This window comes from Corallococcus silvisoli, from assembly GCF_009909145.1.
GTDB classification, from domain to species: domain Bacteria; phylum Myxococcota; class Myxococcia; order Myxococcales; family Myxococcaceae; genus Corallococcus; species Corallococcus silvisoli.
Genome location: NZ_JAAAPJ010000001.1, coordinates 864,659 through 889,297, shown reverse-complemented (window position 1 = coordinate 889,297; position 24,639 = coordinate 864,659). Strand labels below are relative to the sequence as shown.

The window sequence follows — 24,639 nt, the reverse complement described above, 5'->3', positions numbered from 1 at the left end:
ACGCGGGCGGTGTTCATCCGTCCAGCCAGAAGAAGTCGTCCCCGCTGGCCAGTGCCTTCTCCAGGAACTCGCTGAACGACGCGGCAATCTGGCGGGTCTCCACGGGGTCCGGGAACGTCTCGTGGAAGGCATCGAGGAGGGGGTACCGCCCGTCTTCCTTTCGCGAGACGTCCGCGAGGACGTAGTCGCCGTCCTGGAGGTAGAGGAGGGTGTACCAGGAGGCAGGGCCATCCTTGTCCGACTCGCTGCCGCGGATGGCAGCTCGGCCGCGGCGGATTTCGTCGAGCGAGAGGACGCGGTAGTTCGCGGTCAGGCGCGGACGGAAGAGGGCCGCGCCGTTGCAGTGCAGATAGAAGGCGCGCAGGTCGGGGTCCAACTGCCAGCCCGCTCGCGCCTCGAAGGCCGCGATTTGCTCCGGCGTCGCAGGCGGTTCCGGGTAGTGGTGCCGGGAGACTTCGGCCAGGAGGCTGTCCATCGAGGGCATGCTTTAGTCCACGTAGGGCCGCGCGGGGCCGGGCGTACTCCACTGTCCACCGCCAGAGTAGCAGGCCGGGTACTGCTGGTTGAGCACCTGATGGACATCAGGCGGGACGGGCAGCACGTTGTTGGGGGCCGTCGGCAGGCCGCCATGCCAGAGGTCGAAAATGTGGTGCCCCTCCCAAAGCGCCCCTCCGCTCTGGGGCCAGGCTCCAAAATCCTCCGCCCATGCCTCTCGGAACCCCTCTCGCGCCCGATTCCAGATGCGCCGCTGCTGACTGGTATTGGAGATGGTTGGATAGTCGCAGCAACAGTGGGTGATGGCCATGCGGCCGCCCGCAGCGGCGGGCATGAAGAGGTAGCGCCCCTGCCAGTCGCCCTTGACGTCGGCCAGCCACATGCACCCCATCAGGGCGCGCCCCTGTCCCGCGCACTTCGACTCGCACCTAGACATGAATGCGGCGCTGCACTGCCAGGGGCCGTAGTAGATGGTGGTGCGCAGTTGGCCGCCGTCCGGCGTGGTGACGACAGGGCCCACCCACTTCCCGGCGGCGGACTTGCCGACGGCGCCGACGGTTGCCGAGCCGCACCCGACGAGGACGAGGGCGATGGACACTGCGCGTAGCTGGTGGCGGATAGCTGTCATTTAAATCATGACAGCACGGCTAAACGCGCAAGTTAAGTCAGCGCAGAAGTGCATGCTCGGCTGAGTAGGTCGCGCGCCCGGTTCACGTTTCGCCTCCTCGAACGAGGGCTCAAAACCGGAACCGCGCCCCGCCGCCCCTTCTCTTCGAGAATGGACGAGGCGGCAGGCGGAGACTCCTGGCGGTGCGAGGTGCGGCTGGTGCTGCCGCCGTACCCGCCCAGCGCGAACGCGTACTGGAAGCCGACCCGGGAACGCGGGCTGATGGAGCCATCATGTGCCCCCAGGACACGGACACGGTGGACCTCTTCACCGGCATCATCACGGAATTCGAGAAGCACGCCTGGTTCCTGCGGGCCTCACTGGAAGGCTAAAGGCTGCACCGAAGCAGGGGGCGCGCTAGCGTGCACGCCGTGAGCGACAGCGTCCCCCTGCATGCGTTTCGCACCGTGCCCCGCACGGGCGTCATCTTCGTCACCGCCGAGGCCACGCGCCGCGGCTACCGCCCCGGCGACCCGGACTGGTGCAACCTGGGCCAGGGTCAGCCGGAGACGGGAGACCTGCCCGGCGCCCCGCCGCGCGTGGGCCAGGTGACGGTGGACATGGCGGACCAGGAGTACGCGCCGGTGGCGGGCCTCTGGGAGGTGCGGGAGGCCATCGCCGGGCTCTACAACCGGCTCTACCGCAAGGGGATGCCCAGCCAGTACAGCGCGGAGAACGTGTGCCTGTCCGGCGGTGGCCGCGCGGCCCTCACCCGCGCCGCGGCGAGCCTGGGCCAGGTGAACCTGGGCCACTTCCTGCCGGACTACACCGCGTATGAAGAGCTGCTGGACGTCTTCAAGGCGTTCACCGCCATCCCCATCCTGCTGGAGGGCGAGCGCGGCTACGCCTTCACGCACGAAGACCTGCGCCGTGAAATCCAGGGGCGCGGGCTGTCCGCGCTGCTCTTCTCCAACCCGTGCAACCCCACCGGCAAGCTGGTGCAGGGCGAGGAGCTGGCCCGGTGGGTGGGCGTCGCGCGGGAGCTGGAGTGCTCGCTGCTCATCGACGAGTTCTACTCGCACTACGTCTGGACGGCCCGCCCGGGGATGCTGCCGGTGGAGAGCGCCGCGCGGTACGTGGAGGACGTGAACCGCGACCCGGTGGTGCTCTTCGACGGGCTCACCAAGAACTGGCGCTATCCGGGCTGGCGCATGACGTGGACGGTGGGGCCGAAGCAGGTCATCGACACGGTGTCCAGCGCGGGCAGCTTCCTGGATGGCGGCGGCAGCCGGCCCTTGCAGCGCGCGGCCATTCCCCTGCTCCAGGAGGACACGGTGGTGGCGGAGACGCGCGCCATCCACTCGACGTTCCGGGAGAAGCGGGACCGGTTCCACTCGCGGCTGGAGCGGCTGGGCATCCGCACGGACCGGGCGCCGGACGGGACGTTCTACGTCTGGGGCAACCTGTCCGGACTGCCCGCGCCGCTCAACGACGGCATGGCCTTCTTCCGCGCCGCGCTGGAGCACAAGGTCATCACCGTGCCCGGTGAGTTCTTCGACGTGAACCCGGGCAAGCGCCGCGCGCGGGCCTCGCGCTTCCGCAGCTACGTGCGCCTGTCCTTCGGCCCCTCGTGGGAGACGCTGGACAAGGCGCTCCAGCGGCTGGAGGCCCTGGTGCTCCAGCACACGCCCGCCGCGGCGCCGTGAGCGCGGCGGGCCCCCTGGCCCCGGACTAGGACCCCGGGGCCGGGTGGGTGCGGAACTGCGCCGTGGCCGTCACGTGCACCTTCTTGCGGTGGGACACGGTGAAGCCCAGGGAGGCGCGGCCGCCATAGCTGCCCGGCATGGACTGGGGCAGCGTCTCATCGTCACTGACATACCCGCCGACCCGGGGGCCGAAGGCCGGCGAGTCCCAGGTGCGCTCGGAGAAGCGGTGCAGCCCGCCCAGCGTCACGCCGAGCCCGGCCGCCACGCGGCGCGCCTTCTTCACCGACTCGCGGGCCAGCGCCTCCAGCCAGTCCTGCCGGGCCTCCGACTCCCGGACGTAGCCCCACTTGAGCTCGCGCAGCGTCGCCTGCTTCAGGCCGGACAGGGCCGAGAGCACGTCCCCCACCCGCGACATGTCCACCAGCCGGATGCGCAGCGTGTAGAGCGCGGAGGAGGAGCGCGTGAGCAGGCCCTCCGTCGTCTCCGCCTGCACCGCCTGGAGCGTGAAGGCCGTGGCGGGCACGCCCAGCTCCTCCATGCGGCGCACCAGGGAGGCCACCTCCTTCGCGTTGGCGAAGGCCGCGTTGCCGGTGAAGAAGGCCGTGGCCTTCACGTCCACCACCGCGTCCACGTGGTCCGCCTCCAGCTCGTGCTCGGAGGCCAGCTCCACGACGATGATTCCCGACTCGGTTTCGGTCTGCTCCGGCATGCGCCCCTCTTCGTCCTGGTTGCAGGCGCCGGAGTATACGCGCCTATGCTCACGCCCAGACCATGCGACGCATCCCGTCCCGGCTGTGGCTGTTGTGCGCGCTGTACTTCGTGCAGGGGCTGCCCTTCGGCTTCCAGGTGACGGCGCTGCCCGTCTACCTGCGCACGCGCGGCGTCTCCCTGGCTGCGCTGGGGTTCGCGGGCGCGCTGTCCCTGCCGTGGATGCTCAAGGCCCTGTGGGCCCCGCTGGTGGACCGCTACGGCTCCGCGCGCGTGGGGCGGCGGCGCTCGTGGATATTGCCCATGCAGGCGGGGCTCGCGCTCGCGTGCGCCCTGGCCGCCGTCGCCGCGGGCCGGGACTCGCTGCCCCTGCTGTTGGGCCTCCTCTTCGTGATGAACCTCTTCGCCGCCACCCAGGACATCGCGGTGGATGGCTTCGCGGTGGACCTGCTGCGCCCGGAGGAGCTGGGCCTGGGCAACACCGCGCAGGTCGTGGGCTACAAGCTGGGCATGCTCACCGGCGGCGGGCTCCTGGTGTGGGCCAGCTCGCGCATCGGCTGGTCCGGGCTGTTCGTCGTCATGTCGGCGCTGTGCCTGGCCGTCTTCACCGTCGTCCTGTTCGTGAAGGAGCCGCCCCCGCGCGAGGAGTCAGGGGCGCAGGGCGCGAAGCTGGACTGGCCCGCGCTCCTGTCGCGCCTCAAGTCCGCGCTCACCGTGCCGGGCACGGGGTGGCTGCTGCTCTTCATCGGCACGTACAAGCTGGGCGAGACGATGTCCGACGTCCTCTACAAGCCCTTCCTCGTGGACGCGGGCTTCACGCCCGCGCGCATCGGCCTGTGGGTGGGCACGTGGGGCACCGCCGCGTCGCTGCTGGGGTCCATGTGCGGGGGGCTGCTCGCCTCGCGCCTGCCGCTGCTGCGGGCGGTGGCCCTCACCGGGACGCTGCGCCTGCTGCCGCTGCTGGGGCGGTGGGTGCTCACGCAGGTCGGGGTCAGCGACGCGGGCGTGCTGGGCGTCACGCTCACCGAGGAGTTCTTCGGCGGCGCGCTCACCACCGTGATGTTCGCCTTCATGATGTCGCGCACGGACCGCCGCATCGGGGCCACGCACTACACGCTGCTGGCCAGCGTGGAGGTCGCGGGCAAGGCGCCCGCGGGCCCCCTGGCGGGGATCCTCGCGGATCCCCGGTACGGCGGCTGGGGCTACGCGAACGTCTTCCTCCTGGGCGTCGCGCTGTCCGCCGCGTTCCTCGCGCTGCTGGGTCCCCTTCGCCGGAGCGCGCCCGCGCCCACGCCACAGCCCGCGGCGTGAAACCTTCCGGCCTCACGACACGCGCACCCGCGTGAAGCCGCCCTGACGCACCGCGAAGAAGGCAGCGGGGGCCGTGAGGCGCTCCGGGCCGCTTGCGGTCCGCGCCGCCTCCGTTCATTGATGCGCGCACACGCACCGGGTGGGCGGAGCCGTGACTCCGGCCCGGGCTTCACGTGGGACGGAGGAAGCACCATGGCGGAGATGAAGACGTATTCGGGGAGCTGCCACTGTGGACAGGTCCGCTACGAGGCGCAGACGGACCTGGCCCAGGTGGTGAGCTGCAACTGTTCCATCTGTCACAGGCTGGGCGCGGTCCTCACCTTCGTTCCGCCGGAGCAGTTCAAGTCGCTCTCCGGCCAGGACACCGTGAAGAGCTACCAGTTCAACAAGAAGGTCATCAACCACCTGTTCTGCCCCACGTGCGGCGTGGAGTCCTACGCCACCGGCAAGGGCCCGGACGGCAAGCCCATGTTCGCCGTCAACGTGCGCTGCCTGGAGGGCGTGGACCTGTCCACGCTCAAGCCCTTCCACTACAACGGCAAGGACATGTAGCCGCGGGCCGCCTTTCACGAGAGGCCGCCCAGCCCCCTCGGAGGCCGGGCGGCCTCCGCGTCTAGCCCTCCGCCAGCGACGTGTAGGTGCCCGCGGGCAGGTCCGCCGCGCGCCACAGGTACCAGCTCACCACGGTGCGGAACGGGCGCCAGCGCTCGCCATACTCCAGCAGGGCCTTGGGCTTGGGCATCTCCTTCAGGCCCTTCATGACCATGAAGCCCTTGCGCACGCCGTAGTCGTCCACGGGCAGGATGTCCGGCCGGCCCAGGCGGAAGATGAGCAACATCTCCACGGTCCACTGGCCGATGCCGCGCACCTGGGTGAGGTGCTCGATGAGGTCCTCGTCGGACATGCGGCGCACGCGCGCGAGCGGCGGCACCGTCCCGTCCACCGTCTTGCGCGCCAGGTCCTGGATGGCCAGCAGCTTGTTCGCGGACAGGCCGGCCTCGCGCAGCGTGGCGTCCGGCAGCGCGAGCAGCTTCTGCGGCGTGAAGGCCTTGCCCTTCCCCACGCGCTCGCACACCCGACCGAAGATGGTCGCCGCCGCGCGGCCGTGGAGCTGCTGGTACACGATGGAGTGCGCCAGCGCCTCGAAGGGGCTGTGCAGCGGGCTCAGCTCCATGCGGAACGGGCCCACCGTCTTGAAGAGGGGCGCCAGCGCCGGGTCCGCGCGCACGAGGGCGCGGCGCACGGCGGGGGTGTACGCATCAGGGAGCAGCACCGGGGTGGCAAGCGGAGCGCGTGGCATGGGCCGCATGCTGCCCGGCCCCGCGCGCCGCGCAACCCCTGTCTGCTGGCGGTCCCCTCACTCGAGGGGCGCGGCGTGCTCCGTCTCGTCGGGCACGTCCTTGCGCGGCTCGCCCTCCATCAGCGCGTCGTACTCCTCCTCCAACTGGATGCCCAGGTCCTCCAGCTGCTCCTGGCTCAGGAGCCTGCGCGCGGCCTTGAAGAGGTCCTGCTCCTCCTCCTCGACGTGGTGCTCCACCTGCTCCTGGAGGACCTTCATCTTCGCGTCGTACTCCTCGTCCGACGCCTCCATGTCCAGCAGGTCCGAAATCAGCCGCTTGAGGGACAGGTGCTCCTCGACGGCCTCGCGCAGGTCGTCCTCGGTGTCCTCCGTCTTGAGCGCCGGGTAGAGGTACAGCTCCTCAATCTTCGCGTGCGCGCCCAGCCGGTCGGCGATCTGCTCGAACAGCGCCTGGCGCCGCGCATCGTCGTGGTCGGCCAGCTTCTCGTACCGCTTGAAGAGCTTGGACACCTCTTCATGCTGCTGATGGATCAACTCCAGCGCGTGCATGTGTGGCTCCGTGAAGTGCGGGGATGTGCTGAGAGATGGGGGCGGAAGCGGCCAGAGGGAAGCCCACCCGCATGCACTTCTCACTTCACGGGCAGCTTGCGCGACGGCAGGTCGCTCACCGCGGGACCGTTGAGCACGCGGCCGGTGGGGCTGAAGCGGCCTCCATGGCACGGGCAGTCCCAGGAGCGCTCCGCGTTGTTCCAGTGCACGTGGCAGCCCAGGTGCGTGCACACCGGGGACACGGCGTGCGCGGTGCCTTCGTCGTCGCGGTACACGGCCACCTTGCGGCCGTCCACCTCGAGGATCCGCCCCTCCCCTGGCGCCAGGTCCTTCAGGTGCCGCCCGTCGGGCTTGGACAGCCGGTCCGCGACGAAGCGGAAGGCGACGTCCGCGTTCTCCTGGATGAAGTCCTTCGCGCCCGCCCGGGGCTTCAAGCGGCCCGGGGCATACAGCGCGGCGTAGGGGTTCTCCTGGCCCAGGATGAGGTCCGACAGCACCATGCCCGCGAGCGTGCCGAACGTCATCCCCGTGCCGGAGAAGCCCGTGGCCACGTACACGTGGCGGCTGCCCACGTTCCGGCCGATGGAGGGCAGACCGTCCGCGGGCTCGATGACCTGGCCCGACCAGCGGTGGGTGACGCGCTTCAGCGGGAACCGCGCGCGGGCGTAGGCCTCCAGCGTGGCGAAGCGCGCGGCGGTGTCCTCGTGGGCGCCGACCTTGTGGTCCTCGCCCCCCACGATGACGTACGGCACGCCGGCCACCCGCTGCGTGCGGATGTAGTGGTACGGGTCGCGGCTGTCGAAGTACTGGCCCGGCTCCAGCGGGCCGTCCAGCGGGGCCGCCACCGCGTAGGTGCGGTAGGGATAGAGCCGGGTGTGCAGGGCCACGCGGTTGAGCGGCGTGGTGGTGGCCTCCACCACGGCCCGCGCCGTCACGGTGCCGTGCTCGGTGACGACGCGGCAGGGCGTGCCGTCATGGATGTCCACGACCTTGCTCTGCTCGAACAGGTGGCTGCCGTCGCCCGGGACGCGGTCCGCCAGCGCGAGCAGGTACGCTCGCGGGTGCAGCAGCGCCTGATCCTCCACGCGCAGCGCGCCCTTCACCGGGAACGGCAGCGGCACGCTCCGGTTGAAGGAGGCCAACAGCCCCACCCGCCGCGCGGCGGCCACCTCGTGCAGGAGGTCGCGCAGCTCCGCCTCCGTCTCCGCGAACTTGAAGGCAGGCACGCGGGTGAAGCCACAGTCGATGGAGAGCGTCTCCACCGTCGAGGCGATCTGCTCGATGGCGGCCCGGCTGGAGGACGCGGCCAGGTGGGCGCCCTTGTCGCCGAAGTCCTTGAGCAGCGCGGTGTACGGCGTGTCCAGCAACTCCGTGAGGTGCGCCGTCGTCTGCCCCGTCTGTCCGGAGAGGATGCGGTGCATCTCCAGCACCGCCACCTTCTTGCCGGCACGCTTGAGCAGCCAGGCGGTCGTCAGCCCCGCGACGCCCCCGCCGATGATGGCCACGTCCACGTCCAGGTCCCCTGGCAGGACGGGAAAGTTCCGGGGCGGCGCCGTCACCGTCCAAAGGGATTTGTGGAGCCGCTCGTCATTCATGGAGGAAGGCTAGGAACCCGCCCTCCAGGGCATAAGCCACGGCCGCCGCGACCCGCCCGCCCGGCTGCCCAGCATGGGGTGTGCGCGACCCAACAGAGGCCGGCCCCGGGTGTTGGCAAGTCAGGGGCTGGGCGGCGGAGGCGCTGGGGTGCACGGACCCCAGCGCGTTAGAACCGCGGGGTGACCTGAGGGTCCGCGCCGGGCGGGCTCAAGGAGCGCGATTCGAATGCCCGTGGAACGCGTGGCTGGAGGCGCCAGCCTGGTGGACGTCCTGGACCGCCTGCTGGACCGGGGGCTGCGCTTCGACGCGCGGGCCCTGGCGGCCCTGGGCGGCGCCGCTCCCATGGAGGAGGAGGCGCGCATCGTGGTGGCATTTTCGGAGGTCCGCACCGCAGACTCGCTGGAGCGCGGCCCACCCCCGCGTCCACCCTCTCCCGGAGCGTAAGGTCGTGGCGTCTCCAGCCCCGCTGCCCCCCGCCGAAGCCGAACCCGGGGCGCGCCTCGTGCTCGCCGAGCACCTGCTCGCCTGCGAGTCCGCCGTCGCCTGCGCACGGGCGATGGTGGAGTGGCTCGCGCGGCGGTCCAGCGCGGCGGTCGCCTGCCTGGGCCCCGGGGATGGGGGCAATGGCTCCGCGTGCCTGGCCAGTGAGGGACTGACGGGCTCGCAGCAGGCCGCGCTCGCCAGGGCCTGGGACGCGCCCGCCTCGCCCCTGTCGTCCTTCCGCACCCGGCCCGGGGCGCGGTGGCTGGGGGCGGACGCGCTGGAGGGCGTGGTGATTCCGGGTGGCTTCCTGGCGGTGCCGCTGGGCCGGGCGGGGTCGCCCGCCGTGGCGCTGCTGGTGGTGGGGGTGCCGGGTCCGCTCGTGCCGCAGGACGTGGCGTGGGTGGCGTCCTGCGCGGGGCCGCTGATGGCCCGGTGGGTGGCGGCGGACGCCCGGGCGCCGCGCCGGCCGGAGCCGGACCGGCTGCTGCGCCGGGTCATCAACGCGGTGTCGGATCCGGTGCTGCTGACGGACGCGGAGGGCACGCTGCTCTTCGCCAACGGCCGCGCGGAGGCCCTGCTGGTCGCGGGGCCGGACGCGAGCCCCGGCCGCGCGCGGGCGGTGGAGGTCAACCAACGGCTGTTCCGGGAGACGCTCGCGCAGGGCGGAGGCACCACGGTGCACCGGCGCGAGGTGCCGCTGGTGGATCCGCTGGAGGGGATGGACCTGCTCTTCGAGCTGGTCACCACGCCGGTGCTGGCGCCGGACGGGCCCTCGGTGGTGGTGAGCGTGCTGCGCAACGTGACGGACCTGGGCCGCGCCACGCAGGCCCTGGGGGAGAGCTACCGGCGGCTGCGCGCCACCGAGCGCGAGGCGCGCAGCGAGCGCCACCGGCTGGACCGGGTGCTGGACTCCGTGGCGGACCCCATCATCCTGACCGACCCGGCGGGCGGAATGGTGATGATGAACGACCCGGCCGAGCGGCTCTTCGCGTGGCCCCACGAGGAGGGCCCTTCGAGCGAGGCCACCGAGCGCCGGGTGCGCGCCAACGCCGCGCTCTTCGCGTCGTTCCTGGCCAACCTGCTGGGCCCCGTCAACGCGGGCGTGTCGCGCTGGAAGAGCCAGCTGACGCTGGACGAGCCGGCCACCGGCGCCCCCGTGCCCATGGAGGCCATGGCCAACAAGGTGCTGGGGGACGGGGGCGAGCTGACGGGCATCGTCACCGTGTTCCACGACCGCACGGAGGTGCTGGAGCGGGCGCGGCTGCTGGAGCGCGTGAAGGAGGTCTCCAGCGAGCTGGAGGCGCGCGTGCAGTCCGCCACGGCGGAGCTGGCGGAGCAGAACGAGCTGCTGCGCCGGCAGGCCATCCAGTTGGAGCAGGCGAGCGCGGCCAAGTCGCAGTTCCTGGCCAACATGTCGCATGAGTTCCGCACGCCGCTCAACGCCATCCTCGGCTACACGAACATGCTGCTCCAGAACGTGTCCGGGGAGATGACGCCGCCGCAGCGCCGCAACCTCACGCGCATCGACTCCAACGGGCGGCACCTGCTGGAGGTCATCAACGAGATCTTGGACATCACCCGCATCGAGGCGGGGCGGATGCCCCTGCACCTGACGGACTTCGGCATCCCGGAGCTCCTGCAGGAGGTGATGGCGGAGATGGACCCCATCATCGCGCGCAGCAAGCTGACGGTGGAGACGCACCTGGATGAAGGGTTGCCGGGCGTGTGGAGCGACCGACAGAAGGTGAAGCAGATCGTCCTCAACCTGTTGTCCAACGCGCTGAAGTTCACGCATGAGGGCGGCGTGCGCGTGGCGGCGGAGTATCAGAGCGCCACCAGCACGGTGGCCATCTCCGTGAAGGACACAGGCATCGGCATCGACGTGTCGAACCAGGAGAAGATCTTCGAGGACTTCCAGCAGGTGGACAGCTCCCCCACGCGAGCCTATGGGGGCACGGGCCTGGGCCTGTCCATCTGCCGTCGTCTGGCCACGATGCTGGGGGGACGCGTCTCCCTCCAGAGCGCCCCGGGCCAGGGTTCGACCTTCACCCTGCACTTTCCAAGACGTGCGAGACGGACATGACGAACACCCCGGAAAAACAAAAGCCGCTCGTGCTGGTGGTGGACGACTACCAGGATGCCCGGGAGATGTACGCGGAGTACCTGGAGTTCTCCGGCTTCCGCGTCGCGGAGGCGAAGAACGGCCAGGAGGCGCTGGACAAGGCGTTCGAGCTGGTGCCGGACGTCATCCTGATGGACCTGTCGCTGCCGGTGATGGACGGCTGGGAGGCGACGCGCCGGCTGAAGCGCGACGCGCGCACGAAGGCCATCCCGGTGGTGGCGCTCACCGGCCATGCCCTGAAGGGGCACTCGGAGGACGCGAACGAGGCCGGGTGTGATGCGTACGTCACCAAGCCGTGCCTGCCGGACGCGCTGGTGGACCAGGTGAAGAAGATGATCGCCCGGCGGGGGGTACCGCCGGCGCGCTGAGCCGAAGCATCTCCGAAGCAGCAGGGAGGCAGGCACGTCATGACGGCGAAGACCCATGCGGAGTCGTCGCGGGAGGGGCGAGCGCACTACCTCTACGGAATCGTGCGCGGGGACGGCGGCTGGGAGCCATCCGTGGCGGGGCTGGGCACGTCGCCGGTGCGCGTGGTCCGCGAAGGCGGGCTCGCGGCGCTGGTGTCCGACGCGGGCGGCCTGCGGGTGGTGCCCACGCGAACGCACCTGCTGATGCACCAGCGCGTGACGGAGGCCGTGCTGCGCGAGCACACGCTGGTGCCCGTGGCCTTCGGCACGGTGCTGCCTTCGGAGGCGCGGGTGCGGGAGCTGCTGCGCGTGGCGCGCGCCCCGCTGACCCGGGCGCTGTCGGCGCTGGAGGGGCGCGTGGAGCTGGGGCTGAAGGTGCTCTGCCACGGCGACGCGCTGACGCGGCGGCTGGTGGCGGAGACGCCGGGGCTCGCGCGCAGGGACGACGAGCCCGAGGAGGACCACGAGCAGCGGCTGGAAGTGGCGCTGCGCGAGTGCACCACGCGGGACCTGAACGGGCTGAGGGTCGGGCTGTGTCCGCTGGCGGAGGCCACGCACGAGGCGCCGCCGCTGGGCGAGCGGATGATCCTCAACGCGGCCTTCCTGGTGGACCGGACCCGGGTGGCCGCGTTCGAGGCGCGGTTGCAGTCGCTGGTGGCGCGGCTGGACGCGTACACGTTCCGCTTCACCGGGCCGTGGCCGGCCTACAGCTTCGTGGACGTGCGGCTGGACGTGGAGCAGGCCGGCCCCGAGACGCCGTGACGTAGCGCCTCAGCGCGGGGGCGCGGTGAGCTTCAGGGCCTCCTCGGCGAGGGGCTCCAGGCCGCCCCCCATGCGCGTCCATCCCGGGGTGAACTCCGTGCGCGCGTACCACGAGCCATCGGGCGCCTTGGCCATGGCGAGCTCACCCACGGGCTTGTCGCCGCGCTGGTACTCCACGCGGAAGGCGGGCGCGGAGGGCAGGCCGGGAGGGGACTCGCCCCGGCCCAGCAGCTCCACGGGGGTGAGGCGCCACAGGCGGTCATGCCAGTTGCGGGCGAACTCATCCGGGGTGCCGGGGGCGGACACGGGTGTGAGCTGTACGGCGCCCGGGGGCTTGCCGCTGGCGAGGAAGGCCCGGGACGTGGATCCGGCGGAGATGATCACGCGGTCGAAGCCATCCACGTCGAAGGTGTGCATGCGGCGATCCACGAGCCGGCTGCTGGCGGCCTCCAGGTCCGGAAGCAGCGAAGGGCCCAGGAGGAAGACGCGGCCGTCGGACACGCGCTGAAGGTAGGGCGCGCCCCAGCCCGACACGGGCGCGGCGAGGCGGAACGACTTCGGGGTGCCGTCCAGCGTGAGCGTCAGGCCGCGCTCCGTGCTCGCGAGGCCGATCTCGCCCAGCTTCGTCGCATCCATCACGCCCAGGTCCCGCTGCGCGCGCAGCGGCGCGAGGCGGGAGAACAGCTTCAGCGCCACGTCATTGCCGCGCAGCTCGCGGGGCGGAGGCACAGGGGCGGAGAATGCACCCGCCGCCGCGGCACTCGCGGGCGGTCCCGCGTTCGCGTGAGCGTGGTCACCTGTTTCAGTGTCACCCGCGAGCGTTCCCGCGTTCGCGTGAGCATGAGCCCCCGCATCGGAAGCACCCGCGGGACCGCCCGCGCTGACTTGCGCGAGGGAGCCCGCGTCGAACGGCGCGCGGCCGGGGGCTCCCGCATCCAGCGCGGCTCCTTCGGCGGCACCGGACGCGGTGGCGAGCGCCCCCGCATTCACGCCCGCAGGGCCGGTGACAGGCTTCGCGGGCTTGTTGCCCAGACGGACCCAGATGGTCTCGGGGTCCCTCGGGTCACGGCTCAACTCCACGAAGCGCGTCTCCTCGTCGTACCGGAGGCGGTCGAGCGAGCGCGCCTGCGCGTCCTCCACCGTCACCTCCCCTGGCGCACGGGACGGCTCGCGCTGCCACACGAAGAACGCGGCCACGAGCGCCACCCCCGCCAGCACTCCCTGCACCGCCACGTCGCGAGCCTTCATCGCGCACCTCCCGCCACCGCCGCGCTCCGGGGCGCGCGCCGTCCCCGCCGCCGCGTCACGAAGAACCCCACCGCCAGCACCGCCACCGGGACCCCGAAGACCGTCGCGTAGAACCACGCGACGTCCTGCGAGCGCGTGTGCTGGATCGGCACGTCCTCTTCGCTCGTCGTCACGCCGGACAGCGCCTCCTCCCCGGAGAGCCAGCGCAGCGTGTCCACCGCGAGATAGGCGTTGCCCACGTTGCCCAGGATGCCGTCACCCACCGCGTCCGCGTCCGCCATCACCACCGCGCGCGACGCGGGCTTTCCCTCCGGCGCCGGCCGCTCCACCGCCACCACCAGCGGCCACGCCTTCGTGACCTCCCCGGGCCCGGGCTCGAAGTCCCCGTTGGCGTCCGCGAACGTCTCCGGGTGCGCGCGCACGCTCGTGTCCAGCATCACCCCGGGCACGGGCGGCGTCACCGGCTCCAACGCCACCGCGCCCAGGAACGCCACCGCGCCCTGCGACCCCAGCGCGGACAGCGACGTCACCGACGGGTGCGACGAGAAGTTCGCCGTGCCCAGGTTGCCCCGGTCGCTCTGCTGCCGCGTGGCGCGGAAGAACACGCGGTCGTTCGCCAGCGGCACGCGCAACGACCGGAGCCCCAGCGGCCGGAGCAACGGCTCCAGCCCAGCGCCATCCGGCTCCAGCGCGATCCACAGCCGCCCCCCTCGCTCCCAGTACTCGCGCAGCGCCGCGACCTCTTCCGGAAGCAGCGCATGCGTGGGCCCCAACACCGCCACCAGGGACGCGTCCCGTGGCACCTCCGTCCCCAACCCCTCCGCCACCGTGAGCGTGCGCACGTCCACGTTCTGCGCGCGCAGCAGCTCCTTGAGCTGCGCCACCGAAGGCCGCACCGCCTCTCCAGGGACGGGCCGCGTGTCGGCGCGCTCTCCATGGCCGCCCGTGAGGTAGACGATGCGGCGGGGCTTCGCCACCGCCAAGAGCCGCCGCTGCACCTCCGCGTCCAGCCGCTGGAGCTGTCCTCGCGCACGCTCCGGATCCAGGCCCAGCGTCAGGATCTCCTTGCGGTCGCCCCGCGCCAGCACCACCGAGCCGTTGTTGCTGACCCCCAGCGCCTTGCCACGCGCGGGCTCCACCGCCTGGTCCAACACCTCCAACCCCAGCCGCGGACTCTCCGGCGACAGGTCGCGGAAGTACTGCCGCACCGCCTCGCCCACCTCGTTGGCGGGAGGAAAGAAGACCGTCACCTGGAGGGGCTCGTTGAGGCCGCGCACCAGCTTGCGCGTCGCCTCGCCCGGCTTCGCGGTCCGGAAATACGACAGGTCCCAACTGGCATCCGCCTCCGTGGCCACGTACGTCGCCGCGAACGCGAACACCACGGCGAACGCCACGCCCAGGCCGGAGAACAGCGCGCTGCGAACCCGCCCCGTCTCCGGCACCGGCGCGCGCGCCATCGCCACCAGCGCCGCCTCCACCATCGCCAGCGGCACCAGCGCGCACAGCAGCAGCGCCGGGAACAGCACCGACAGCACGCCCGAAAGCCGCGGCGAGGAGCGCGAAAGCGGCTCACCCACCAGCGCCGTCCCCACGTCCCCCCTCACGAAGTAGAGCGCCAGCGCCAGCAGCCCCAGGCCGTAGAGCGTGAGCACCCACCGCTCCAGCGTGCGCCGGGCCACGGGCGCCGCGAGCATCCGCACCACGCGCCACGCGGTCGCGGCCACGGCGACCCCCACGCCCAGCGCGGCCAGGGCCACGCGGCCGGAGCCCGCCCCCAGCACCCGCTCCGCGATGAAGACAGCGACGAGCCCCGCGACGAACGCCCCCGTCGCCGCGAGCCCGGTCCCGAACGAAGCCGGCGTGCTCATCGCCACCTCCGCGCTTCCAACACCCGTGTCGCCGCGAACAGCGCCACGTAGGTGACGCACAGGTAGTAGACGACGTCCCGCACGTGGATGAGCCCTGTCTGGAACGGGGGGTAGTGCTGGTTCCACAGCGACATCGCGCTGAAGACATCCGCCAGGGGCTGCTCGGTGATGCGCGCGAGCAGCCAGCACAGGATGAGCGCCACCAGCATCACCGCGGAGAAGATGGCCGCGAGCAGCTGGTTCTTCGCGAGCGACGAGCCGAACGTCCCCACCGCCAGCGAAGCACCGCCGAGCAAGAGCAGGCCCAGGTAGCCCGCCGCCACGTGCCCGAAGGACACCTTGCCGTTCACCAGCACCAGCAGCGGCATGTAGAGCGTGAGCACCAGGTAGAGCGCCAGGAAGGCGAGCCCCGCCAGGAACTTGCCCAGCACGATGTCCCGGTCCCGCACGGGCGACGCGTAGAGCAACGGCAGCGTGCCCGTCTGACGCTCCTCCGCGAGCAGCCGCATGGAGACCAGGATGGCCGCCACGATGGTGAAGCCGCTGGAGTAGTAGAAGAAGCCGGACAGCACCTCCGCGGAGCGCTTGCTCGCGCCGCCCAACGCATACGCGTTGAAGAACAGCCCGTTCACCGCGAGCAGGATGGCCAGGATGACGTAGCCGCTGAGCGTGCGCAGGTAGCCGGCCAGCTCGCGGCGGGCAATCAGGAGCGCCTTCACGCCCGCACCTCCTGTCCATGCGTCAGGCGCAGGAAGAGCGCCTCCAGCTGTCCCTCGTTCGCGTCCAGCCGCAAGAGCTCCAGGCCCGCGCCCACCACCGCCCGCGCCACCTGCGGCCGCAGGTCCGGCGGCGCCGCGACCTTCATCCCCAGCACGCCGCCCTCCCCTTCCCGCACCTCCACCGCGCCAAACCCCTGGAGCGCCTCCACCGCCCGCGCCCGGTCGCCCCGCACCTCCAGCACGATGGACGGCCCGCCCAGGCTGCGCGACAGCTCCTCCTCGCTGCCCTGCGCCAGCAGCGCGCCCTTGTGGATGATGAGCAGCCGGTCACACGTCTGGGAGATCTCCGGGAGGATGTGGCTGGACACCAGCACCGTGTGCGCGCCCTTCAGTCCCCGGATGACGTCGCGCATCTCCACGATCTGCAGCGGGTCCAGGCCGCTGGTGGGCTCATCGAGGATGAGCAGCGCGGGCCGGTGCACCAGCGCCTGCGCCAGCCCCACGCGCTGGCGGTAGCCGTGGCTCAGCGTGGAGATGACCTCGCCGTGCACGTCGCGCAGGCCGGTCTTCTCCTCGGCCTCGCCCACGTGGGTGGCGGTGGCCTTCGCCGGCACGTCGCGCAGCCGGGCGACGTAGGCCAGGTACTCGCCCACCGTCATCTCGTCGTAGACCGGGGGGACGTCCGGCAGGTAGCCGATGCGCTGGCGCACCTCGTGGGACTGGTTCACCACGTCGTGCCCGTCAATGACGACGCGGCCCGAGGTGGGCAGCAGCACGCACCCGAGAATCTTGAGCGTCGTCGACTTGCCGGCGCCATTGAGGCCCAGGAAGCCGATGACCTCGCCCTGGCCAATGGTGAAGGCCAGGTCCCGGATGGCCGCGTGCTCGCCGTAGAACTTCGTCAGCCCTTCGACCTGGATCATCAGGACTCCTCGACGCGAGGGGGGAAGCGGCGCTCTTCTGTCGCCCCTCCCGAGGAGTGTCAAGCACGGGCCGCGCCACCGCGAACGACAGGCGCCGCCCCAACGGGCTCACCCGTGGCGGTATTCCGCGCCGTCGGTGGTGCGGCCCAGCGTGAAGCGCAGCGCGCCCTCCAGGTCGGGGAAGAGGAACGGGAAGCGGTGGGCCTGCGCGACGGTGGGCAGGGCGTGGGTGCTGGAGAGCAGGGTCTCCTCCCCCATCTCGCCAAACACGGTCTTCACCACGGCGGCGGGCAGCGGGAAGACGGCGGGACGGTGGAGCACCCGGCCGAGCACCTTCGCCAGCTCGCCCTGTCGCACCGCGTTCGGGGACACCGCGTTGAGGGGGCCCCGGATGGACGGCGTGAAGAGGGACAGCTGGATGAGGCCCAGCACGTCCTCCAGCGCCACCCAGCTCAGCCACTGCTTGCCGGAGGCGACCGGGCCGCCGCCGCCCGCCTGGGTCGCGAGCGCCAGCTTCGCGAGCGCCCCGCCCCGCGCGTCCAGCACCACGCCGATGCGCAGGTGCACCACGCGGATGCCCGCGGCCTCGGCCGCCGCGGTGGAGGCCTCCCACTGGCGCGTGACGTCCGCGAGGAAGCCGTCACCGGAGGAGGACGCCTCGGTGACCTCCGCGTCGCCCCGGTTGCCGTAGAAGCCGACGGCGGAGGCGCAGATGAGCACGCGGGGCTTGCGGCTCGCGCGGGCCAGGGTCTCGCACAGCAGGCGGGTGCTGTCCGTGCGGCTCTTGAGGATCTCCTCCTTGCGCTCGGGCGTCCAGCGGCCCTCGCCCACGTTGGAGCCGGACAGGTGCACCACCGCGTCCACGCCCTCCAACCCGGCCGCGTCGACGGTGCCCTTGTCGGGCGCCCACGGGATGTCGCCCCGCGCCGCGTTCGCACGGCCGCGCACCAGCCGCTTCACGCGGTGTCCGCCGGTGGTGAGGAACGCCGACAGCGCCGACCCCAGCAGGCCGGAGGCGCCCCCAATGGCCACGGTGAGCGGGCCCTGGTCCGCGAAGGCGGCGTGACGGCGCAGGTCCGCGCGGGTGAGCGTGTGGCGGTACGCGAACATCCGCTCCAGGCGCTTGCGCGCGTAGCCCCCGCCGAAGGTGTCCCCGAGCGTCCCCACGGGCAGCTCGTACTGGATGGCGTCCTCCAGGACGGAGGCGTCCGGGGAGCCCGCGCGGAGCATGCGATGGTCGTGCACCCACTTCACGAAGGGGCCTTCACGCTGGGTGTCCTGGAAGCTCACGCCCTCCACATAGCCGGTGTGCTCGGCGACCAGGCGCTGGGGGATGGGCCCCAGGTGGATTCGCACGACGACGCGAGCGCCGGGGTGGATGCCGTCGCCCGTGCGCTCCACGACCTCGGCGGTCTCCCAGGGGGGCGACAGGCGTTCGAAGGCTCCCTCGCGGGCGTGCCAGGAGAAGAGGTCGGCGGGGGGGACAGGCATCTGGCTGCGCGCATCGAAAACGTGCGACTTGCCCATGGTTTCTCCTGGGGAGACAGTGCGACCCGCGCATGCTTAATCCCGACCTCCTCGACCGTGCAGTCGAATTGCTGCGACGCGGTGGCGTCATCGCCCTGCCAACAGAAACGGTCTACGGACTCGCGGCCAACGCCGAGGACGAGCTGGCGGTGCGTCGCGTCTTCGCCATCAAGGGCCGGCCCGCGACCCACCCGCTCATCGTCCACATCCCGGGCGCGGAGCACCTGTCCGCGTGGGCCCGCGAGGTGCCGGACGAAGCGAAGGCCCTGGCGCGGGCGTTCTGGCCGGGGCCGCTGACCCTGGTGCTGCCGCGCACGGCGAGGGCGACGGACGCCGTGACGGGAGGCCAGGACACGGTGGCGCTGCGCGTGCCGGGACATCCGGTGGCGCTGGAGGTGCTGCGCCAGTTGGGCGGAGGCGTGGCCGCGCCCAGCGCCAACCGCTTCGGCAGGGTGAGCCCGACGACGGCGGAGCACGTCCAGCGGGACCTGGGCACGGACGTGGACCTGGTGCTGGACGGAGGCGCGTCCACGGTGGGCGTGGAGTCGACCATCGTGGACCTGTCGTCGGGAGCCCCGGCCATCCTCCGGCCTGGCGGTCTGGCGACGGAGGACGTGGAGCGCGTGCTGGGGCGCGCGGTGCCGGTGCGCGCGTCCTCCACGGTGCGCGTGTCGGGTTCGCTCGCCTCGCACTACGCGCCGCGAGCGGGCGTGGTGCTGGCGGAGCCGGGGGAAGCACTCCAGCGGGTGGAGGCCCTGCGGGCCCAGGGACTGCGCGTGGGCGTGCTGGGCCCCGCGTCGCTGTCATTGCCTGGGGACGTGCGGCGGTTCGACGTTCCAGGGGAGCCGGCGGAGGCCGCGCGCGTCCTCTATGCGCGGCTGCGGGAAGCGGACGAACAGGGCCACGACGTGCTCGTGGCCTGCCTGCCCGCCGCCAGCGGCCTGGGCATCGCCGTGCGCGACCGGCTGTCCCGCGCGGCGGCCCCCCGCTAAAACTCGGGACCCAATGCACCCCACGGTCGACGACTCTATTGCTGTGATGCGCAGGCGTCCCAGCCAGCATCGTTTCCGCGCAGCAACGAATTGCGCAACGAGCCATTGTCACTTCGGAAAGGCCCAGTACGACTGCTGTAGCATCTTTGCCTTCTGAACAGCCTCACATGAATGAAGCCCGTCAACGTCGGAAGCGATACTGCCGTGGCCAGCACACCTGCTCATCGACTCTGTTCCGACATATCAGATGCCATTACCCAAGCAACACCTGCTCATCAAGCCACGCAACCATCCTATCTACCGTAACATAGCGAGCGCCAGTACCCTTAAACAGAGCAGCAAAACCATCCCATCTCGAAAGAATAGTCTTTCGAATTCGCGCCGCATCCGAGGCTGTATCCGCCCGAACAGCCATAACACAATCAGACAACTGGACACGAAGGCCGGCCGGAATCACCACTACTTGTCCCTTACCGATCTCACCAATTCTAGGAAAAGCAACTGCCGGACCCATGACGATCCCCCTGCCAATGGGAAAAACCTGCGGCAAAAATCCGGCTCCTCCAGCTCCGAGAGGCACGAGCGCAGTAGTATGAAGAAACGGGATACCAAACTTCCACTCGCGAGCCTCATGCATTGGCAATCCGCCGCGCACCAATTTCTCATGACCAATTGTTTTTCTTTTCGCAAGCGACGTTCGCGCCAAACGAGGGCCAATTCGTCCTTTATTCCAGCCAATCACAAGGATTGACCGAGCCCTTGTTCCAGCGAATGCAGTCCTCGGAAGTCGCTCAACGACCGCCCAAGAATAAAATTGGTCAAGGCAAGCACGGGCCTCTGCGTCCATCACAGAGTAAGCCGACGACTCAGGAAGCACTGCCGCAAAACCAACACTCGGTCTAAAAAAAAACACACTCTCCAGCAAATAACGCATCGCCAAACTAGCCCTAAAAACTCCACCGCCATATTCAAAAAAACAGCCCTTAGAAGGCCCCATACTAAAAGGCGGATTAGCAACAACCAAGTCACACTTCAAATCAGTCGAACCAACCACCGACCTGCGCCGAGATTGCTGCGACAGCATATTGGCATTCGAAACAATCCATGATGGTTGACGGAGGCGTAGTTTTCTAATGGCCGACCGGTCCACATCAATCCCCAGCAGAGATGCAGCGGGGAATACCTTAGCAGCAGCAGCCAAAAGACGCCCGTCCCCACAAGCAGGATCGATCACGACCGATACGTCAAAACACCTAAACGCCATCGCCAATCTTTCAGCGACATCAACAGGAGTATAGTACCTATCGGCCAATGCGGACATTTTCACTTGATCGAATAAACATGAACACGACCAACCCCTCGACTTCGATTTTGTTTTCGCTTCGGGTGGTCATACATTAACTCAGAAGACCCGGAATGCCCAAGCGCATAAAGCACAGCCCCAAGAGCCTGGGGTTTGGTTCCAATAGGAGCTATGTACATATATCTTCCCGGAAAGTCCCGCTGAATCTCAGCAAGCGTATCATACGCCTCAAACGGGCAACTTGCTCTCGCCAGTCTTATCTCCCCTAAAGCCCTTTGCTCCTCCAAGAAATCACGATTACTCGCGACAGCATGCGCCGGAAATTCCACTCTATATCCTGGTAAACCAACAACAGGGATTGTCTTGGGGATCGGATCGAGACTCATAGCAAGCGACTTCACCCTCATTCCCTCGAAACCCAAAAACGGCACAAACACAGCCTGGGTCTCATCCTCCGGCCCCCCCAGCCTAGCAAAGCCAGGCAATGGAGACAGACCAGAAAAACCATCACTCAAATCAAAAACAGTGAACGATGACGGACTAGGGTGAACCCTATAGCCAAGCGGCTCGGCATATATCGCCCAAACGTTGCTACACACTCCCAATGCCGACCGAACAACAGGCGCCCATACATGATGACTAAGTCCAGAAATATCAACATAAGCACCAGATGTGTTTCGAAAGAGCGCGGAAAGCCCTTCTTCATCCCGAAGCGCAACCGACCACTCCGCTCCACTCCTACAAACTACGATTTCATCAGCATTCTCCCTAACAACAGCAATACACTTTTCGGGAAAATGAGCCGCCCGCTCCTTCCAAACAGACAGAGCACTTCGCTCGTCCGGTCCGGCCCCCGCATAAATACAGACCGGGTGCTCCAACAGATCCCCCAGTCCCAAGCTCGAAAACGTTCTCGTCTTCAAACTCCCCTGGTGCAGCGCACTCATCGCTCCCCCCCTCCTTCATAGAATGCCGAGAACATAGCCAACTGCTCAGGCAACTCCTCGGAACTAGACACATCACGCCCTCTCAACAAGTTAGACATAGCACTACTCGGATCGTCACCAGCCAGCAGAAGGAGCCACTCAGCCCTAAAAGTTACCCTGCGCTTCTTTCGGTGCGAGAATTCAAAGAACGGGCAAAATATAGGATGAAGGCGAAACTCATCATCTTTCATCTCAAGGACACTCGTAGCCTTTGTTCGCGGAGTGGCCTCTAGCGCCAGGTGCCCAACACCGTCATACATAATGGGAAGAAGCTCGCTTTTCTTATCCTGGTCGCCACCAAGAACAAAGGAACTCACCTCTGGAGTGTGCCCCTGAGGCGATCGGGCGAACTCAAAGAAGACCTTCCCCAAACCAAGCACTAGCCGCTTAAGCGCAGCACCATGCTCGCTCAACCCCTCAAGCTGCTCAAGTCGTCTTTTCGCAACTGTCCGGGCTGCCTCAGTCTGCTCTCTCTGGCTGATACGAACCTGAGAGCCATTCTCATTCTGGCTAGCCGCAAAATGCCGAAGAATGCTCTCATCAACGAGTTCCAAGAAATATCGAATATTCCCTGAAGACAAGCTCAGGAACGTCTTAATTCCGCAATAGTACTTCCGAATGCGGACGCCCTTTCGCCCTTTGGACAACCAGAACAAGCTGGCATATCCATAATTATTGAGACGATCCACCCACCTCTCGGGATTTCCCATCCAATCCAGGGCAAGCTCTTCTATTGATTCGCCTCCAGCCTCGGCCCAATATCTGAGAAAGTAGAGATCTTCTCTTCTCTGATCCTCTGCCCATTTTATAACTTCTGGCCGCCCCAACGCCCTAAGCTCTCCAATCACTCGCTCAGATATTTCGCTCGCACCAAGAACAAGAGCCTCTTCTCTTCGCGAATATTCCAGCAGCAAATTTCCGATATCCGAGTCAACGGCAACGCCAAGTTCATTAGCTCTCCGCAGTCGGATCGAAGCAATCTCCAGGGCAAACCCCTCAAAAACACCCTCCTCAGTAGAGACATCTATCTCATCGTAATCCTCCGGAGCCCGAAGCAGATCCGACGCATCAAGTGTATGCCGACTGCGAATGCCATATCGCCTAACCCCGACCTTGTACGAAAGAGGCAGCTCACAGTGCTTCACGTACGTATTAACCACGGCCTGCTGCAACGCCAGTAAATTCTCATACTCATCAACACAACAATACACATGCCTACCATTCAGCTCCGGACAAAGCATAAACATATCAACAAACGCCCTGATTGGCGCCTCAGGCATAGAAACGACTGGCGCTTCGGACTTGCCGATATTATTCACATGCAGCTCAAGCAGATTAAGCGAACTCCGCAACATGCCCGCAAGGGCCTCTAGAGAATCCACCCCCGTGAGTCCAAGGGTCTCCGCCACGTCTCGCAGCGACTCGCTATTGGGCCTTGGCCAATGCTCATTATCCACAAGCCACAAATAGAGGCGTGTGAACTCAGAAACAACGAGAAGATTAAAGTAATGCGAGAACAGACGAATCCACCTCTCCTTATCGAGACCCGCCCCCTGAAATGCACGCACTCTGTTTTTATTTATGCGCAAGTACACGCCGAGATAAGGAAGACGCCCACCCACAGAAAGCCTAAGGCGTGAAGCTGTCGCGTCATAACGAAGAGATTTAAGTGCGGTTGTCTTCCCCGTTCCTCGACCTCCAACCAAGACACAGGGCTTTCTCGACTCGAGATTTCCGAAATACGTTGGTCGAATAAAAAGACTTGCAAATAAATCAGGCCGCCACTCGGCCCGATAGTCGCCAAACATGTCTGACAGGACTGCTCTTGTCGAATCCATTATCGCCTCGGACAAAGTGGGACCCATGAAGATGAATTGCTCGGCGCCCAAATAATAGGGATCGTCGCATCAGGAACTGAATGCTCGAAGGCCAACGTTAACGCCAAGTCATGATACCCATACTTATACTGCGTTCCAGTACGCATATACGCAGGCAAAATCAATCCCTGACTTGCTCGCTCAAGAAATTCCTCGACAGATCCAGACACAGGAGATACACCCGCCAAGCTCAGCGACTCATCGATACGTCTCACTGAGTAGCCCTCATCAAGCTCGTGAGCACAATGAACACTAATCATCTCCGCCTCATCCCGGAGACTACTCATGCCATACGAACTCGCCACTATGCATAGATAATGAACATCAAAGGGATTCGCAGAAAAAGCATCTTCAAACGAACCCAAGCTACCTGCCCTGTACGGCCTCTTCCAAGTCTCAATCATTTGATTGCCCGAGCCAATAAAGTCATCCACAAAGACAACAGGCGCACCGGAACACGCAGCCTGCAATGCATCATGTGGCTCAAGAATACGAGACTCTGGAATCTGCAGCACCTGCCGGACTTTTCGGCAGTACATATTTCCTGAATCTGTTGGATTCGGGTCCTCGCCCTCTGTCCTTGTAAAGACAGCGTTAGCAAGAAACGAATCCAGCACCCGCCTTCTTTCTGCATCCGATGTAGCCCCGACGGCAACCTGCTCCACCAAACGACCGAAAGCCGCTGTGATCATCTTATTGGCATGAGCATCAGCAATAAAAATAAACTGACTCAAGATTGCAGCACCAATCAGCCGATCGGCTGGAGAAAAATTTTCAAGCCATGCTCTTGGCCTGATTGCGGGTTCTCCATGCCAGAGCCGTGCTGCTTTCAATGCTTCGCATCTCGCGATAACGCTCTCGACGAAGGTGTCTGGTCTCATTGATTGCCGTTCCTCTGATTCTTACATCGGACTGTTTAGGTCCTTCAGCAGGCTCCGCTCAGTCCTTCTAAGTTTGGCAACTTTACCGGTCTTCGCGAGCGTGCACCGCCTCGCGGACACGAAGCCGAAATCTTTCGACGAGCGACTGTGGCACGAGCGAGGAGCGAGGTTCATTGTGCCCCACCGCCGAGCGCACGAGACGAAGACCAGGATGGGCGAGAGCCACGTCGAAACCGCCGACACTGGAAGGTGGAGCGACTCTTTGTCTA

General features: G+C 67.6%; 23 protein-coding genes and 1 pseudogene. 9 read left to right on the top strand and 15 right to left on the bottom strand.

The features are described 5' to 3' along the window. Nucleotides 1-13: 13 nt before the first annotated feature. A complete protein-coding gene (locus GTY96_RS03595; RefSeq protein WP_235685301.1) occupies nt 14-484 on the bottom strand; it encodes an SMI1/KNR4 family protein in 471 nt (156 codons plus the stop codon). Between the two features lie 3 nt (nt 485-487). Beyond that, nucleotides 488-1,093: a hypothetical protein gene (locus tag GTY96_RS03590; protein ID WP_328700757.1), complete on the bottom strand. Its 606-nt coding sequence runs from the start codon at nt 1,091-1,093 to the stop codon at nt 488-490. Between the two features lie 332 nt (nt 1,094-1,425). On the opposite strand from GTY96_RS03590, the pseudogene GTY96_RS38675 reads away from it, so the two are divergent. Beyond that, nucleotides 1,426-1,494: pseudogene (locus GTY96_RS38675) on the top strand (DNA starvation/stationary phase protection protein Dps); the annotation flags it as partial. A gap of 39 nt (nt 1,495-1,533) precedes the next feature. Next, entirely contained in the window at nt 1,534-2,808 is a 1,275-nt protein-coding gene (locus tag GTY96_RS03580) for a pyridoxal phosphate-dependent aminotransferase (protein ID WP_143898509.1), read from the top strand. A gap of 25 nt (nt 2,809-2,833) precedes the next feature. On the opposite strand, the gene GTY96_RS03575 is transcribed toward GTY96_RS03580, so the two are convergent. Continuing rightward, entirely contained in the window at nt 2,834-3,517 is a 684-nt protein-coding gene (locus tag GTY96_RS03575; RefSeq protein ID WP_143898507.1) for an SIMPL domain-containing protein, read from the bottom strand. Between the two features lie 62 nt (nt 3,518-3,579). On the opposite strand from GTY96_RS03575, the gene GTY96_RS03570 reads away from it, so the two are divergent. After that, entirely contained in the window at nt 3,580-4,827 is a 1,248-nt protein-coding gene (locus tag GTY96_RS03570; protein ID WP_161663830.1) for an MFS transporter, read from the top strand. 192 nt (nt 4,828-5,019) lie between these two features. Then, nucleotides 5,020-5,379 (top strand): GFA family protein, encoded by a 360-nt coding sequence (locus GTY96_RS03565; RefSeq protein ID WP_143898503.1) that lies wholly within the window; start codon nt 5,020-5,022, stop codon nt 5,377-5,379. Between the two features lie 61 nt (nt 5,380-5,440). Here GTY96_RS03565 and GTY96_RS03560 read toward each other — a convergent pair whose 3' ends face one another. The 3 genes from GTY96_RS03560 to GTY96_RS03550 form a co-directional block, all read right to left on the bottom strand. Then, a complete protein-coding gene (locus GTY96_RS03560) occupies nt 5,441-6,127 on the bottom strand; it encodes a DNA-3-methyladenine glycosylase family protein (RefSeq protein WP_161663829.1) in 687 nt (228 codons plus the stop codon). A 57-nt stretch (nt 6,128-6,184) separates the two neighbouring features. After that, a complete protein-coding gene (locus tag GTY96_RS03555; protein WP_143898499.1) occupies nt 6,185-6,676 on the bottom strand; it encodes a hemerythrin domain-containing protein in 492 nt (163 codons plus the stop codon). An 80-nt stretch (nt 6,677-6,756) separates the two neighbouring features. Further along, nucleotides 6,757-8,271, bottom strand: a complete 1,515-nt coding sequence (locus GTY96_RS03550; RefSeq protein ID WP_161663828.1) for an FAD-dependent oxidoreductase — start codon at nt 8,269-8,271, stop codon at nt 6,757-6,759. Between the two features lie 226 nt (nt 8,272-8,497). Here GTY96_RS03550 and GTY96_RS03545 point away from each other — a divergent pair, with 226 nt between their 5' ends. Genes GTY96_RS03545 through GTY96_RS03530 form a run of 4 tightly spaced genes read left to right on the top strand, consistent with a single transcriptional unit; the run spans nt 8,498 to nt 12,046 of the window. Further along, entirely contained in the window at nt 8,498-8,716 is a 219-nt protein-coding gene (locus GTY96_RS03545) for a hypothetical protein (RefSeq protein ID WP_143898495.1), read from the top strand. Between the two features lie 4 nt (nt 8,717-8,720). Continuing rightward, a complete protein-coding gene (locus tag GTY96_RS03540; RefSeq protein WP_161663827.1) occupies nt 8,721-10,838 on the top strand; it encodes a PAS domain-containing sensor histidine kinase in 2,118 nt (705 codons plus the stop codon). Continuing rightward, on the top strand, nt 10,835-11,245 hold the full coding sequence (locus tag GTY96_RS03535) for a response regulator (RefSeq protein WP_143898491.1): 411 nt from the start codon (nt 10,835-10,837) through the stop codon (nt 11,243-11,245). Before GTY96_RS03540 ends, GTY96_RS03535 begins: the two co-directional genes overlap by 4 nt. Before the next feature lie 39 nt (nt 11,246-11,284). Continuing rightward, on the top strand, nt 11,285-12,046 hold the full coding sequence (locus GTY96_RS03530) for a GvpL/GvpF family gas vesicle protein (protein WP_143898489.1): 762 nt from the start codon (nt 11,285-11,287) through the stop codon (nt 12,044-12,046). 9 nt (nt 12,047-12,055) lie between these two features. On the opposite strand, the gene GTY96_RS03525 is transcribed toward GTY96_RS03530, so the two are convergent. The 5 genes from GTY96_RS03525 to GTY96_RS03505 all read right to left on the bottom strand — a co-directional run bounded on the left by GTY96_RS03525 (nt 12,056) and on the right by GTY96_RS03505 (nt 18,331). Beyond that, nucleotides 12,056-13,294 (bottom strand): hypothetical protein, encoded by a 1,239-nt coding sequence (locus tag GTY96_RS03525; RefSeq protein ID WP_161663826.1) that lies wholly within the window; start codon nt 13,292-13,294, stop codon nt 12,056-12,058. Continuing rightward, nucleotides 13,291-15,162, bottom strand: a complete 1,872-nt coding sequence (locus tag GTY96_RS03520) for a motility-associated ABC transporter substrate-binding family protein (RefSeq protein ID WP_161663825.1) — start codon at nt 15,160-15,162, stop codon at nt 13,291-13,293. The genes GTY96_RS03525 and GTY96_RS03520 overlap by 4 nt, the downstream gene beginning before the upstream one ends. Further along, nucleotides 15,159-15,881, bottom strand: a complete 723-nt coding sequence (locus GTY96_RS03515; RefSeq protein ID WP_161663824.1) for an ABC transporter permease — start codon at nt 15,879-15,881, stop codon at nt 15,159-15,161. Before GTY96_RS03515 ends, GTY96_RS03520 begins: the two co-directional genes overlap by 4 nt. Then, a complete protein-coding gene (locus GTY96_RS03510; RefSeq protein WP_161663823.1) occupies nt 15,878-16,804 on the bottom strand; it encodes an ABC transporter ATP-binding protein in 927 nt (308 codons plus the stop codon). The genes GTY96_RS03515 and GTY96_RS03510 overlap by 4 nt, the downstream gene beginning before the upstream one ends. 108 nt (nt 16,805-16,912) lie before the next feature. Next, on the bottom strand, nt 16,913-18,331 hold the full coding sequence (locus tag GTY96_RS03505; protein ID WP_161663822.1) for a TIGR01777 family oxidoreductase: 1,419 nt from the start codon (nt 18,329-18,331) through the stop codon (nt 16,913-16,915). Between the two features lie 68 nt (nt 18,332-18,399). Between GTY96_RS03505 and GTY96_RS03500 the strand changes: the two genes are divergently transcribed. Then, nucleotides 18,400-19,323: an L-threonylcarbamoyladenylate synthase gene (locus GTY96_RS03500; RefSeq protein ID WP_235685300.1), complete on the top strand. Its 924-nt coding sequence runs from the start codon at nt 18,400-18,402 to the stop codon at nt 19,321-19,323. Nucleotides 19,324-19,576: 253 nt separating this feature from the next. On the opposite strand, the gene GTY96_RS03495 is transcribed toward GTY96_RS03500, so the two are convergent. The 4 genes from GTY96_RS03495 to GTY96_RS03480 are packed head-to-tail and all read right to left on the bottom strand — an operon-like array spanning nt 19,577 to nt 24,370. Next, nucleotides 19,577-20,644 carry an N-6 DNA methylase gene (locus GTY96_RS03495; RefSeq protein ID WP_161663820.1) on the bottom strand — a complete coding sequence of 356 codons (1,068 nt, stop codon included), beginning with the start codon at nt 20,642-20,644 and terminating at the stop codon, nt 19,577-19,579. Nucleotides 20,645-20,646: 2 nt separating this feature from the next. After that, complete coding sequence (locus GTY96_RS03490; RefSeq protein WP_161663819.1) at nt 20,647-21,573, bottom strand: hypothetical protein; 927 nt, start codon at nt 21,571-21,573, stop codon at nt 20,647-20,649. Continuing rightward, on the bottom strand, nt 21,570-23,420 hold the full coding sequence (locus tag GTY96_RS03485; protein WP_456318754.1) for an ORC-CDC6 family AAA ATPase: 1,851 nt from the start codon (nt 23,418-23,420) through the stop codon (nt 21,570-21,572). Before GTY96_RS03485 ends, GTY96_RS03490 begins: the two co-directional genes overlap by 4 nt. A gap of 29 nt (nt 23,421-23,449) precedes the next feature. Continuing rightward, nucleotides 23,450-24,370, bottom strand: a complete 921-nt coding sequence (locus GTY96_RS03480) for a phosphoribosyltransferase-like protein (protein WP_161663818.1) — start codon at nt 24,368-24,370, stop codon at nt 23,450-23,452. Nucleotides 24,371-24,639 lie beyond the last annotated feature (269 nt).